This window comes from Nonomuraea terrae, assembly GCF_044465245.1.
Lineage (GTDB): Bacteria > Actinomycetota > Actinomycetes > Streptosporangiales > Streptosporangiaceae > Nonomuraea > Nonomuraea terrae.
The window spans coordinates 371,468-385,501 of record NZ_JBITLL010000009.1; the positions used below are offsets into that span (position 1 = coordinate 371,468).

A 14,034-nucleotide genomic window follows, 5' to 3' on the forward strand; every position below is an offset into this window, starting at 1 on the left:
GATGGAAGGGTCAGCGCAGGGGGTCGAAGTCCCGCAGTTCGAAGGGCTGCTTGCCGGTGGTGATCTGCTCGGCGAGCAGCCTCCCGGTGGCCGGGCCGTGGGCCAGGCCCCACATGCCGTGCCCGCCGGCCACGTAGATCCCGGGGGTGTTCGTCGCGCCGACCAGCGGCCGTCCGTCGGGGGTGACGGGCCGGGGGCCGACCCAGGCGTCGGTGCGCTCCTCCCAGCGCACGCCGTCCAGCAGCGGCCGCGCGGAGCCGATGACGGCCTCCATCCGGGCGGGGACGAACGGGTCGTCAGGGCCGCGGAACTCCATCGTGCCCGCCACCCGCAGCCCGCCCTGGTACGGCGTGCACGCGACCCGTACGTCCGGCAGGTAGATCGGGCCGGGCACGGGACGGTCGACCGGCACGGTGAAGGAGTAGCCGCGCCCGGCCCGCACCGGTACCCGCACACCCCACCGGCGGGCCAGCCGCGGCAGCCACGCCCCGGTGGCCAGCACCAAGGCGTCGGCCGACAGGGTGGTGCCCTTGCGGGAGAGCACGATGACCTTCCTGCCGTCGGTGCGCACGTCGTCCACCTCGAAGGCGTAGACGGTCGCGCCACGGGACATGACGGCCCTGCCCAGGGCGTGGACGAAGCCGCCGGGGTCGACGTAGCGCTGGCCGTCGATCCGCACGCCCGTCCGCAACGCGCCGGAGGCCAGCGGCACGTGCTCGGCCAGCCGGTCGCCGTCCAGCACGGTGTGCTCGACGTGCTGCCCGGCCTCGGCCAGCCGGCGCAGCTCGCGCAGCAGCCCCTCGGCCTGGCGCGGCGTGCGGAAGGCCGCCGTGATCGGCGCCTGCTCGACCGGCGCGGCCACGCCGCCCGCGGCGAGCACCTCGTACGCCCCGATGCTGTCCTCGTTGAGCGGCAGGTTGGCGCGGACGGCACGGGTCCACGACGGCCAGCGGCAGTTGGCGGCGAAGCGCGCCAGGAACGCCCACAACCCCGGGTCGACGCTCGCCGGGACGTGCAACGGCGCGGACGGGCTCAGCAGCGAGCGCAGCCCGTACCGCAGGACGGAGGGCTCGTTCAGCGGGATGGCCAGCGCGGGGGCGATCCATCCGGCGTTGCCCCAGGACGCCCCCGCCGCCACGCCGCCGCGGTCGACCACGTCGACCTTGACCCCGCGTTCCTGCAGGAACCACGCGGTGGACAGCCCCACGATGCCCGCGCCGACCACGACCACCGATCGCGGCCATTCACCGATGCTCATGCCCGACCTCCCGAAATACGACATTCCACGCCAAGGATGGCCCTCACGGCGTCGCAGACCGCTGTACGGAACCGACAATCGCCGCGCCGATCTTGTACGCCGGCTACACCTCGTACGCCGCCAGCGTGATGATCATGGCCAGGCGTTTGCGGGCGTCGTCCAGGTCCAGCGGGGTGACCTCGGCCATCTTGCGCATCCGGTTGCGGACGGTGTTGGGGTGCACGCCGAGCCGTTCGGCGGCCACGGCGAGGTCGCCCTGGGCCTCCAGCCAGGCGCGCAGCGTGGCCACGAAGTGGGTGGCGTGGCGGGCGTCGTGCCGGCGAAGCTCGCTGACCGGGCTGCGCGCGGGGGTCCGTCCCGCCCGGGCGGCGGCGCGCAGCCGCCGCAGCAGGATGTCGTCCCACGACTCGTCGTAGGCGGGCGGCGCGGCGGCGCGCGGGCCGGCCTCGCGCAGGGCCAGGGACTCGTCGGCCGCACGCCGCCCGGGCTCGCGCAGGGCCACGGACTCGTCGGCCGCACGCCGTCCGGCTCCGTGCAGGGCCAGAGACTCGTCGGCCGCACGCGGCCCGGCCTCGTGCAGGGCGAGGCACTCGTCGGCCTCCTGACGCCCGGCGGGCAGCTCGGCCGTCGCGGCGGGGGCGCTGATCCCGGCCGTGATCCCCACCTGCGGCGGCAGCCCGGCCCGCAGGGCCGCCACCCATTCCCGCGCCGCGTCCGCCTGCTCGACGGGCAGGATCGTGTAGAGCGTGGTGCCCAGCAGGGCGCTGCGCCCCGGCCTGGACCAGCCGAAGCCGTCGGTGGCCCGCTCGAACGCCAGCAACAGGGCGGCCTGCTCGTCGGCGTGGGCGCGGACGGCGACCACCCGCATGGCGCGCGGGGCCAGCCCGAGCTGGCTGAGCACCGTCGCGGCGTCCGGCGTGCCCTCCAGCAGGCGCACGACCAGATCCGACTCCACCTGCCGCTCCAGGTCCGCGCTCGCCCGCGAGCGCAGCAGGTGCAGCGCCACCGTACGGGCGCCGTCGGCCAGCGCGCGCAGTCGTGCCCCGGTCAGCGGGCGGTCGCAGGTCACCCAGACCGAGCCCAGAAGCTCGCGGCCGGCGCGTACCGCCACCGCCATCCGCCCGGTCAGGCCGTTGCCGGCGTCCGGCTCGACGAACACCGGCTCGTCGCTCGCCTCCAGCCGGGCGAACACCCCGCGCGCCCGGAACAGCTCGTGCAGCCGGTCGGGGACCTGCCGGACGAGGATCGTCTCCAGCCGTGCCGGGTCGCCGGCCTGCTGCGAACGGGAGTAGGCCAGCACCCGCGACAGCCCGTCCTCGATGGTCACCGCGCCGCCGATCAGGTCGGCCAGGGCGTCGGCCAGCGCGAACAGGTCCGTCGGGCCCCGCCCCGCCGCCGTCTCCCGCCCTTCCAGCACCAGCCCGTAGACCACGCCCGCCAGCTGGCTCCACGACACCGACGGATCGGCGAGCAGCACGGCCGGGCCCTGGTCGTCGAGGGCCGAAGGGGCCTGCCCGCGTACGACGACCACGGCGGCCCGCGCGGCCACGGCCCACCGCACCGCCTCGGCCGGCGAGGAGGCCCCGACGGCGAGCAGCACGTCGCCCGTGACCCGGTCGTCGCCCGGATCCGGCATGGCGACGCTGCGCAGCCGTACCGAGCGGGTCTCCGGCCGGCCGCACAGGCGCACGCCGTACCCGCCGAGCACGTTGACCAGCCGATCCAATGTGATCATGAACAGCTCCCGTGAAGGGGAGCCCGGCCCGGGCTCCCCCGTGGACTCCGCTAGGCGGCTTCGGCGTGGCGCTGGCAGCCGATGCAGTAGCGGGCCAGCGGCCGGATCTTGAGCCGTTCGAACGGGATGCCGGCCTCGCAGCGGGCGCAGCGGCCGTACGTGCCCGCCTCGATCCGCTCCAGCGCCTGGGTGAGCTCGGCGATGGCGCGGTCGGCGGCGGTGAGCGTGACGAGCAGTTCCTGCCAGGTGTCGTCGGCCCCGCTGCCGTCCTCCGCCTCGGCGCGCAGGCCGAGCACGTGACGGCTGCGGCGCTCCAGCTGCTCCTGCAGGTCCTGCCGCAGCGTCTGCAGCTGCACGCTGCTGAGGTGCGAGGTTCCCCTGGTCTCGGTCATGGTGAAACGTCCTTTCTGGAAGGGATGAAGACGCTGACGTGGCAGCTCAACGGCCGAGCGCGCCGCCGGCCACCGGGTCCGGCAGCAGGCACAGGCGCATCAGGCCGCGGACGGTGGCGTACTGCGGCTCTTGCGCCGCTTCGACCCGCACGCGCAGCGCGGCGTGCAGACGGCGCAACAACTCGGCCTGCCGGGCGCCGCCACCGGTGACGACCAGCCCGCGTGTACGCACCGCCGGTCGCAGGTGCTCGGGCAGCCGGCGCACCAGCCCGGCGGTCATCTCGACGACGCCCTCCAGCGCGTACGGCGGCAGCCCGGCGCGGGTGGTGACCTCCAGCTGGAGCGCGGCGGCGTCGGCGATGACGCCGTCACGGATGGCGGCGGCCTCGACGACGCCGGCGCCCACGTCCAGCAGCAGGCAGGGCGCGGTGACGTCCAGGCCGGCGCCGACGGCCGCGGCCAGCGGCTCGTCCACCAGCGTCACCGCGCACCCGGCGGCCTCGGACACCGCGGCGCGCACGGCCCGGCGGTCGCTGCGCGTCGCCGCGACCGGCACCCCGGCCAGCACGCGTTCGAGCGCCCGGCCGCCGGCCACCCCGGTGTCACGCAGCGCCAGGCGCACCAGCCGCAGGCAGGCCGCCGGGTCGGCGACCATGCCGTGGCGGAGGGGACGCACCGGGTCCGTTCCGCCGAGCGCCGAGGGTCGTTCGACGATGGCGTTCCCGTCGGACGACAGCGAGCGGGTGCGCGCGGTCCCGAGGTCGAGCGCCACCAGCCCGCCGGGCAGCACGGCCGCGTGCGGCGGGGCGGCGGCGAGCTGGTCGTACAGCACTGATCTGAAATCGGCCATGATCGGCTCCTAGCTTGCGCCGGTGAGAGCGGGCCGCCCCTTTCCGGGCAGGGGCGCCCGCGGCGACGTCCATGGCCGTGGGCACGCACGGCCAGGCCTCTCGGCACGCAGGCCGGAGGCGTCGCGGAGGTGAAGGCGTCGGCTAGGTGAGCGGCGGGCTGCGCGAGCCCGCCGTGCGATGCCCGAGTTGCTGGGGATCGCGGATCGCGTCCGGGTCGGCGCCCGGGGAGGTCAGCAGCGCCAGATGGGCGTGCTCGCCCTGCCGGTCACCGCGCGGCGGCGGCCACAACGACAGCACGTGGTGCTCGCGGACGCTGGTGGCCTGCGGCGGCAGGCTCGTCAGGCCCGCGTCGGACGCGCCCACGGTCCAGGCCGGGCTCGAAGAGGTGCCCGCCGGGTGGGCCGGAGCTGCGTCGTTCCACACCGGGGAGAGGCCGAACAGGAGCAGGGACAGCAGAATGAGGCCCATCACGCCGGTGAACGCGATGGACCCTCGTGGTGTTCTCCACGACCCCGCCATAGGCCCGACCATAACCCAGACCCAGGGAAAAGGCATGCCTGCCCGTTTCCGGCGCGCGTCCCCTCGACGGTCAACGCCCCAGGGCCCGGGCCGTCGGGGTGCCCTTGTCCGGCGTGTACGCGGCGACGGGCCCCTCGTACAGGATCGTCCCGCCGTGTCTGCCCGGCCCGGGCCCCAGGTCGACGAGCCAGTCGGCGTGGCGTACGACGTCGAGGTCGTGCTCGATCACCACCACGGTGTGCCCCTGCTCGACCAGCGTGTCCAGCACGTGGAGCAGGGTGCCGATGTCGCTCGGGTGCAGGCCCGTGGTGGGCTCGTCCAGCAGGTACGTGGTGGGCCGTTCACTGTCGCGCAGCTCCTTGGCGATCTTCAGGCGCTGGCACTCGCCCCCGGAGAGCGTGGTGAGCGACTGGCCGAGCCGCAGATAGCCGAGGCCGACCTCCGACAGGTGGCGCAGCGCCGCGGCGATGCCCTGGTCGGGCAGCCGGCGCCTGGCCTCGTCCACGGAGAGCGCGTCGATGTCGGCGATGGACAGGCCCTCGACGGTGTACGCGAGCACCTCGGGCGTGAAGCGCCGCCCCTGGCAGGCTTCGCAGACGACCTCCTGCCCGTCCATGAACGCCAGGTCGGTGTGGACGATGCCGAGACCGGCGCACTCCGGGCAGGCCCCTTCCGAGTTCGCGCTGAACAGGGCGGCCGGGACGCCGTTGCGCCGGGCGAACACCTTCCTGACGGCCGGCGCGATGCCGGTGTAGGTGATGGGCGTGGACCGGCGGTTGGTACTGACCGGCCGCTGGTCGATGACGGTGACGTCGTGCTGCTCGACCAGCTCGGCGGCGAGACTCGACTTCCCCGACCCCGCGACGCCGGTCAGGACGGTCATCACCCCTACGGGCACGTCCACGGTGACGCGCCGCAGGTTGTTGCGGCTCGCCTCGGCGATCCTGATCGCCCCCTTCGCCGTACGCGGGGTGCGCGCGGCGCGTCCTGGCCGGGCGAGCACGCGGCCGGTGTGGGTACCGGCGCGCCGCAGCTCCTCGAAGCCGCCCTGGAAGACCAGCCGGCCCCCGTCGGCCCCGGCGCCGGGGCCGATCTCGATGACCTGGTCGGCGACGGCCATCACGGCCGGGTCGTGCTCGACGACGAGGACGCTGTTGCCGCTGTCGCACAGCCGCCGCAGCAGCCGGGTGACGGATTCGACGTCGGTGGCGTGCAGCCCGACGGTGGGCTCGTCGAACACGTAGATCATCTCGGTGAGGCTGGAGCCGAGCCGTTTCACGATCTTGACGCGCTGCGACTCGCCGCCCGACAGCGTCGTGGTCGCCCGCGCCAGGGTGAGGTAGCCCAGCCCGATGGCGTCCATGGCGTCGAGCCTGGCGACGAGCGCGCCCACCACGGGGGCGACCCGCGGCGCGTCGATGCCCCGGACGAGCGCGGCGAGCTCGGTGACCTCCATGCGCGACATCTCGCCGATCGTGCGCCCCAGCACGGTGGCGGAGCGAGAGCGCTCGTTGAGCCGGTCTCCACGGCAGTCGGGGCACACCTCCGACCTGGTGAACCGGCGGATCGTCTCCTGCTTGCGTTCGGAGACGTTGTCGGAGGTGTGCAGGTAGATCCGTACGAACCGCTCGACGACGCCCTCGTAGTCCTGGGGCGGCCTGCGCCCCAGCCGCGCCGCCGCCGCGCCGCCGTGGAGCAGGGCGTCCCGCTCCTCCTGGCTCCACTCGCGCAGCGGCGTGTCGGGGCTGAAGGTGCCGATGTCGGCGTACTGGGAGTACCAGTAGCCTCCGTCGCCGAAGCCCGGCAGCAGGATCGCGCCCTGCTTGAGCGACCTGTCCAGGTCGAGGAACCTGTCGACGGCCGGGGCCACGACGTCGCCGAGCCCCGAGCACGTCGGGCACATCCCGGCCGGGTCGTTGAACGAGAAATGGTTCGACTCCCCGACGTGGGGCTCGCCGATCCGGGAGTACAGCAGCCGCAGGTACGTCCAGGCGTCGGTGACCGTGCCGACCGTGGAGCGGGCGTTGCCGCCGATGCGCCGCTGGTCGATCACGACCACCGGCGAGAGCCCCTCGATGTGCTCCACGTCAGGACGCGACCACTTCGGCAGCCGGTTCCTGACGAACGGCGGGAAGGTGTCGTTGAGCTGGTAACCCGCCTCCGCCGCGATCGTGTCGAAGACCAGCGACGACTTGCCCGACCCCGACAGGCCGGCGAACACCACGAGCCGGTTGCGGGGGATCTCCACGTCCAGGCCGCGGAGGTTGTTCGTACGGGCGCCCCTGATGCGGATGCTGCGGTTCATGCTCCCGAACGTACGACGAGATGTGGCCGGATCCTGACCGCATCTCCGCGCATCATGGAGTCATGGCCGATGTCACCGAACGCATGCTCGCCCTGCTGTCCACCCTCCAGACGGGCCGGCCGTTCAGCGGGGAGGAGCTGGCCTCCCGGCTGGCGGTGAGCCCGCGGACCGTCCGCCGCGACGTCGAACGCCTGCGGGGCTACGGCTACCCGGTCGAGACCCAGCCGGGGCCCGGCGGCTACTACCGGCTGGTGGCGGGCCGGACGATGCCCCCGCTCGTGCTCGACGACGACGAGGCGATCGCGGCGCTGCTCGGCCTGGCCACGCTCGCCTCCGCGCGATCCGACGAGGAGGGGACCCTCGACGACGCGGCCACCCGCGCGTACGGCAAACTCGACCAGTTCCTCCCGGCGCGGCTGCGGCCGCGGGCCGCCGCGCTGCGCGCCAGCCTGGAGACCGACCGGCAACGCGCGCCCAGCGTGCACCCGCAGGCGCTGGCCGACCTCGCCGAGGCGATCAGCGCCCAGGAGGTCGTGTCGTTCGACTACACGGACAGGCGCGGCAACGCGCTCCGGCGCCGGGTGGAGCCGCACCGCCAGGTCCACCTGCGCCTGCGCTGGTATCTGCTGGGCTGGGATCTCGACCGCGACGACTGGCGGGTGTTCCGCCTCGACCGCGTCGGCGACCTCGTGCGCACCGGCGTCCGCCACTCCTCGCGCACGCTGCCGGCCGACACGGCCCTCGCCTACCTCCGCCAGGGCATGAACGCCGAGCGCCGCCGCGTCCGGCTCACCGTGCGGGCCGAGCCGGAGGAGGTCGCGGACGCGCTGAAGTACCAGGACGCCCGGATCGAGCGGGTGGCCGACCGGGAGACCGGCGTCGACGTCTGGCTCGACTCCTGGGAGTGGCTCGTGCTCAACCTCGCGTTCCTGGACGTCGACTTCTCGATCAGCGAGCCCGACGACTTCCGCGCGGCCTGCGCCGCCTTCGCCCGCCGCCTCCTCGCCGCGTGCGCGTGACTTCCCTCTTGCCATGATCGGCTGAGTGCTGAACTATGACAACGTTGTCAGCAAGGATTGGACTCCGCACTCCATGTCGCATCAGCTCTCACGCCGGTCGGTCATCGCCTCCGGCGCGACCCTCCTCGCCGGGTTCGGCCTGGGCATCTCCCCTTCGCCGGCCCGGGCGGCCGGCCGCACCCCCGGCCAGGAAGAACTGGCCGTCCACCGCCCCGTCACCGTGTCGTCCACCGACTACGCGCCCACTCCGGGCGAGTTCGCGGTGGACAGGATCAGCACCGTCGGGGTACGGGGCACCGGTTGGCGGGCCGCCGCCGGCGACCCTCAGTGGATCTCCGTGGACCTCCAGGGCGAATGCGAGATCACCGCCCTGCGCCTGGTCTTCGAGGCCACGGTGGACGACCCCGTCTTCGTCCCCTCCACGAGCGGCAACCCGCGTGACAGCACGACCGGCCAGGAGATCCTGTCGAGCTGCGCCGTCGACTTCGTCATCGAGACCTCCCGCGACAACCGCTCGTGGACCGCCGTCCACCGCACGAGCTCCGGCACCGGCGGCGTCGTGGACATCGGCCTGGAGCAGCCCGCCGTCGCCCGCTGGGTGCGGATGACCGTGCACAAGCGCTCCAACGCCAACCCCCTCGGCCTCAACGGCTTCCAGGTGTACGGCACCGCCAGGGGCCACCGCCCGGCGGCCACCGGCTGGACCGACTGGGGAACCCACCGGCACAAGGCGCCGGAACTGGCGGTCGCCGCCGACGGGACGGTGCCGCTGGAGTCGGGCTGGACGCTCACCATGGACGACTGGGCCGGCGGCGACGGAGCCGCCCTGTCGCGGCCCGGGGTGGACACCGGCTCCTGGCTGCCCGCCGTCGTGCCCGGCACAGTGCTGGCCGCACTGGTCGAGCAGGGACATCTGCCCGACCCGGTGCAGGGCTTCAACAACCTGCGCGTCCCCGAGGCGTTGTCGCGTCACTCGTGGTGGTACCGGCGCGGCTTCGTCCTGCCGCGCGGCCTGCGCAACGGGCCGGGACGCCGCGTCTGGCTGGAGTTCGACGGGATCAATCACCAGGCGGAGATCTGGCTCAACGGCCGGCGGGTGGGCGACCTGACCTACCCCTTCGGCCGCTCCGCCCACGACATCACGGACCTGCTGGCCGCCGAGGGCGAGCAGGCGCTGGCCGTACACGTCTCGCCGATGCCCTTCCCCGGCAGCCCCGGCGACAAGGGCCCTGAGGGGCTGGCCTTCGTGGACGCCGGCGCGACCATGATGAACCGCAACTCGCCGACGTACCTCGCCGCCTCGGGCTGGGACTGGATGCCGGCGGTCCGCGACCGCGTCTCCGGCATCTGGAACCACGTACGGCTCCGCTCCACCGGCGACGCCGTCATCGGCGACCCCTGGGTGGACACCCGGCTGCCCGACCTGCCGGACACCAGCCGTGCCGACGTGACGATCGTGGTCCCGGTCCGCAACGCCGGCGCCGAGGACCGGCAGGTCACCGTCGAGGCGGCGTTCGGCGGCGTGCGCGTCTCCCAGACGGTCGCCGTGCCCGCGGGCGGGACGGCCGACGTCACGTTCGCTCCCGACGCCTACGACAGGCTGCGCCTGCGCGACCCAGAGCTGTGGTGGCCCAACGGGTACGGCGAGCCCGCCCTGCACGACCTCACCCTGCTCGCCTCCATCGACGGCCGGGAGAGCGACCGGCGCACCACCCGCTTCGGCATCCGCCAGTTCGGCTACGAGCACGACGTGCCGCTGCCCTTCGGCGGCGGCGCCGACTCGTACACGCAGAAGGTGGACCTGGGCCCGCAGCGGGCCCGGTACGTCCGCGTCAGGTGCCTGACCCGCGCCACCTCCTGGGGCAGCTCCCTGTGGAGCCTGTCGGTCGTCGACAGCGCCGCGCCGGGCACCGACCTGGCCCTGCGCCGGCCCGCCACCGCGTCCTCCGCGGACGATCCGGGCCATCGGCCGGAGAACGTCACCGACGGCGACCCGGGCACCCGCTGGTCCTCCGAGTTCGCCGACGACCAGTGGATCCGGGTGGACCTGGGCTCGGCGGTCTCGTTCGACCGGATCGACCTGACCTGGGAGCAGGCGTACGCCAAGACCTACGTGGTGCAGGTGTCCGACGACGACGCGACGTGGCGGGACGTCAGGACGGTGGACAACTCCGCCGTACCGCTGCCGTTCAACCGGGGCGACGCGAGCCTGCAGAGCGTGGACTTCCCCGCCCGCACCGCCCGCTACGTCCGCATCAGCGGCGGCGCCCGGGCGACGAGCTGGGGCAACTCGCTGTGGACCCTCTCCGTGATCGACAGCGCCTCCCCTTCGACCGACCTGGCCCTGCGCAAGACGGCCACCGCCTCGACGGAGGAGTCGTCCCACCCGGCCGCCCACGCGACCGACGGCGACCCCGGCACGCGCTGGGGCTCGGCCTACGAGGACGGCCAGTGGATCCAGGTGGACCTCGGCTCCCCCGTCTCCTTCGACCGGGTGGTCCTCGTCTGGGAGTCGGCGTACCCGAAGACGTACACGATCCAAGTTTCCGACGACGGCTCCACGTGGACGGACGTGAAGTCCGTCGACAACACCCCGGAACCGCTGAAGATCAGCGTCAACGGCGTGCGCGTCTTCGCCCGCGGCGGCAACTGGGGATGGGACGAGCTGCTGCGCCGGATGCCCGCCGGCCGGATGGACGCGGCGGTGCGCATGCATCGCGACATGAACTTCACCATGATCCGCAACTGGGTGGGCAGCAGCACCCGCGAGGAATTCTACGCCGCCTGCGACGAGCACGGCCTGCTGGTGTGGAACGACTTCCCGAACGCCTGGGCGATGGACCCGCCGGACCACCAGGCGTTCAACGACCTGGCCGCGGACACCGTCCGGCGCTACCGCATCCACCCGTGCGTGGTGGTCTGGTGCGGCGCGAACGAGGGCAACCCGCCCGCCGCCATCGACGCCGGCATGCGTGCCGCCGTCGAGTCGCAGGCCCCGGACATCCTGTACCAGAACAACTCGGCCGGCGGCATCGTCACCGGCGGCGGCCCGTACGGCTGGGTCGAGCCGCGGCGCTACTACTCGCCCACGACGTACGGCAGCCAGAGCTTCGGATTCCACACCGAGATCGGCATGCCGGTGGTGTCCACGGCCGAGAGCATGCGCGAACTCGCCGGCGACCAGCCCGAGTGGCCGATCGGCGGCGTCTGGTACTACCACGACTGGAGCACGAGGGGGAACCAGGCGCCGCAGAACTACCAGGCGGCAGTCGAGACCCGCCTCGGGCCCGCCGCCGACCTCGACGACTTCGCGCGCAAGGCGCAGTTCGTCAACTACGAGAACGGCCGCGCCATGTTCGAGGCGTGGAACGCCCACCTGTGGGAGGGCGCCACGGGCCTGATGCTCTGGATGTCCCATCCCGCCTGGCACAGCACCGTGTGGCAGACGTACGACTACGACTTCGACGTCAACGGCATGTACTACGGGGCCCGCGCCGCGTGCGAACCCGTCCACGTGCAGGCCGGCCTCGACGACTGGCGGGTCGTCGCCGTCAACCACACTGCCCGGGCGCTCAAGGGCGTGACGGTGACGGCGCGCGCCTTCGACCTCCTCGGACGGCCGCTCGGCCCGGCCCAGCGGAAGTCGGTGGACGTCGCCCCCTCCGCGACGGCCGAGGCGTTCACCGCCGGCTGGTCCGACGACCTGCCCGACGTCCACCTCCTCCGCCTGACCCTGGAGGACGGCAGGGGCGAGCCGCTGTCCAGGAACGACTACTGGCGTTACCGGGAGCCGTCCGACCTGCGGGCGCTCAACGACCTCCAGCGGACCGCGCTCTCCGTCGACGCGGGCAAGGTGACCAGGTCGGGGACGCGGCACACGCTCACCGCCGAGCTCCGCAACCGCGGCCAGGCGGTCGCCGCGATGGTCCGCCTGTCGCTGCTGGACGCCAGGACCGGCGAGCGCGTCCTGCCGACGCTGTACAGCGACAACTACGTCTGGCTGCTGCCGGGCGAGTCGCGCGCCTTCACCCTCTCCTGGCCGGCCGACGCCCTGCCTTCCGGCAAACCCGTCGTCCGCGTGGACGGCTACAACGTCCCCCGCACCCGATCACGCCCGTGAACCAGGCCCCGGGGCCGTCCTCGGCCCCGGGCCGCTACAGATGGGTGGCGCCGTCGGTGAGTTCGCGCAGGATGTCGGCGTGGCCGGCGTGCTGCGCCGTCTCCTCGATCATGTGGGCGTAGATCCACCGCAGCGACACCTCACCGAGCCGCTTGGACGGCACCGTGTCGTCGAGCGCGAACCCCGCCGCGATCCGCCGGCTCTCCTGGCACACCCGGTCGTACTCGGCGACGAGTCCGTCGAGGGTGTCGTCCGGGCCCAGCTCCCAGCTCTCGTCGTCGCCTCGCGAGTTGCCGGGGATGTCGGCGGGATCGCGCTGGGCCAGCTGCCGGTGGAACCAGTTCCGCTCCACCGCGGTCAGGTGCTTGACCAGCCCCGCCAGCGTGGTCTTCGAGGGCACGATGCGCCGGCGCGCGGCCTCCTCCGGGACCCCGGCGACCTTCGCGACGACCTGCCTGCGCTGACAGTCGAGGAACGCCTCCAGGACGTCGCGTTCCGTGCCCGTGCTGACGAGCTCCTCCGGCCATAAGGGCGTGGACATGGCGGCACCTCTCGTGTCGTTTTGCCAGGAACAGATGATCATCGAAAGGATGCCCGGATGACACCCCCGTTACGGTCCCGGCGCTTCCTGGTCTTCGTTCTCGCCTGGTCCGTCCTGTCGGCCGCCTTCATGTTCGCCGACTTCGACCAGGTCGTGCCCCTGGAGCTGGACGACCCCCTGGCCGTGAACGGGATCGGCGGGACGGCGGCCACCCTCGCGCTCGTGCTGCTCGGGCTGCCCCTCGGCGTGCTCGTCGACCGGGCCCGCCGCCGATCCGCGCTGACCGTGGTTCCTCTCCTGGCGGCGGCCGGAGGGCTCTCCGTCCTGGCGGCCGACGCCCTCGGCTCGCGGAGCGACGGCCACGCCATCGCGGTGCTGACGACGACGGGTGTGCTGACGGCGGTGGCGTCCGTCGTCCGCGACGCCTGCCTGCCCGCCATCGCCGGCCGCGAACGCCTGGTCCCGGCGAACGCCCTGCTGTCGGTGGCGCCGCCGGTCCTGGCGCTCTGCCTGGCGGCGGTCCTGTCGCTGCTCGACGACCTGGCCGACGTCACGGTCCCGCTCCTCACCGTCACGATGGCGGCCGGAGCGGCGTTGTTGTTCCGGACGGTCGACGCAGCCGAGGAGCCGGCGCCGCCGGCCTCCGGGTTGCGGCGGGAGATGACGGAGGCGGTCCGCTTCACCGCGCGCCACCCGGTGCTGCGGGCGATCGCCCTGTACCTCGTGGTGTCGGCGCTGGTCGCTGAGTTCGCCGACGAGGTGGCGGACGGGGCGCTGCGGGTGGCGGCGGAGTCGGCCGCGATCCCGCTCGGCTCCTACTTCTCCGTGGTCAGCCTGTCGGCCCTGCTCGTGCCGTTCGTGGGGGCGCTGCTGGCCGTGCTGCTCCACCGGAAGGTCGGCGTCCTCCGGCTGGCCTGCGCGGCTCTCCTGGTGAGCCAGCCGTTCACGCTGCTGCTCGCGCTGTCCGGATCCCGCGGAGGAGCGATCTGGTACGTCGTCGGCACACTCGTCCCGATGACCGGAACGGCCGTCGCCGCCGTCGCCCTGCTCAGCCACCGTCAGGCGCTCACCCCGGATCGGCTGCTCGGCCGGGTCGGCGGCCTCCTCCTGGCGCTCGCCACGCTGGCCGACGCACTGGGCGAGCTGCTGGAGACGCCCGCCACGCTCCCGACGCTGCTCCCCGGGGTGGCCGTCGCCACGCTCGCCGCCCTCGCCGCCACCGTCCCGCTCCTGCGGACTGTCACGGCTCAGAAGTCCGACACCCCGGTTTGAGCGCCCTTCGGCGTGAGCGGGC

General features: G+C 73.6%; 10 protein-coding genes. 3 read left to right on the top strand and 7 right to left on the bottom strand.

What is annotated here, in order from left to right; translation table 11 throughout:
- Positions 1-10: 10 nt before the first annotated feature.
- The 6 genes from ACIBP6_RS44030 to ACIBP6_RS44055 form a co-directional block, all read right to left on the bottom strand.
- Complete coding sequence (locus ACIBP6_RS44030; RefSeq protein ID WP_397060837.1) at positions 11-1,258, bottom strand: NAD(P)/FAD-dependent oxidoreductase; 1,248 nt, start codon at positions 1,256-1,258, stop codon at positions 11-13.
- A 103-nt stretch (positions 1,259-1,361) separates the two neighbouring features.
- A complete protein-coding gene (locus tag ACIBP6_RS44035; RefSeq protein WP_397060839.1) occupies positions 1,362-2,993 on the bottom strand; it encodes a PucR family transcriptional regulator in 1,632 nt (543 codons plus the stop codon).
- Between the two features lie 50 nt (positions 2,994-3,043).
- Positions 3,044-3,385 (bottom strand): TraR/DksA family transcriptional regulator, encoded by a 342-nt coding sequence (locus tag ACIBP6_RS44040; RefSeq protein WP_132611091.1) that lies wholly within the window; start codon positions 3,383-3,385, stop codon positions 3,044-3,046.
- 46 nt (positions 3,386-3,431) lie between these two features.
- Complete coding sequence (locus tag ACIBP6_RS44045; protein WP_397060841.1) at positions 3,432-4,235, bottom strand: rod shape-determining protein; 804 nt, start codon at positions 4,233-4,235, stop codon at positions 3,432-3,434.
- 142 nt (positions 4,236-4,377) lie between these two features.
- Positions 4,378-4,755, bottom strand: coding sequence for a hypothetical protein (locus ACIBP6_RS44050; protein WP_397060843.1), 378 nt, complete (start codon positions 4,753-4,755; stop codon positions 4,378-4,380).
- Positions 4,756-4,825: 70 nt separating this feature from the next.
- Positions 4,826-7,060: an ATP-binding cassette domain-containing protein gene (locus ACIBP6_RS44055; protein ID WP_397060845.1), complete on the bottom strand. Its 2,235-nt coding sequence runs from the start codon at positions 7,058-7,060 to the stop codon at positions 4,826-4,828.
- Between the two features lie 62 nt (positions 7,061-7,122).
- On the opposite strand from ACIBP6_RS44055, the gene ACIBP6_RS44060 reads away from it, so the two are divergent.
- Positions 7,123-8,079: a helix-turn-helix transcriptional regulator gene (locus ACIBP6_RS44060; protein ID WP_397060847.1), complete on the top strand. Its 957-nt coding sequence runs from the start codon at positions 7,123-7,125 to the stop codon at positions 8,077-8,079.
- Positions 8,080-8,152: 73 nt separating this feature from the next.
- Positions 8,153-12,199 carry a discoidin domain-containing protein gene (locus tag ACIBP6_RS44065; protein ID WP_397060848.1) on the top strand — a complete coding sequence of 1,349 codons (4,047 nt, stop codon included), beginning with the start codon at positions 8,153-8,155 and terminating at the stop codon, positions 12,197-12,199.
- 34 nt (positions 12,200-12,233) lie between these two features.
- Here the strand turns inward: ACIBP6_RS44065 and ACIBP6_RS44070 are convergent, their stop codons facing one another.
- Positions 12,234-12,740, bottom strand: coding sequence for a DinB family protein (locus ACIBP6_RS44070; RefSeq protein WP_397060850.1), 507 nt, complete (start codon positions 12,738-12,740; stop codon positions 12,234-12,236).
- A 57-nt stretch (positions 12,741-12,797) separates the two neighbouring features.
- On the opposite strand from ACIBP6_RS44070, the gene ACIBP6_RS44075 reads away from it, so the two are divergent.
- On the top strand, positions 12,798-14,012 hold the full coding sequence (locus ACIBP6_RS44075) for a hypothetical protein (protein WP_397060852.1): 1,215 nt from the start codon (positions 12,798-12,800) through the stop codon (positions 14,010-14,012).
- The last annotated feature ends 22 nt before the right edge of the window (positions 14,013-14,034 follow it).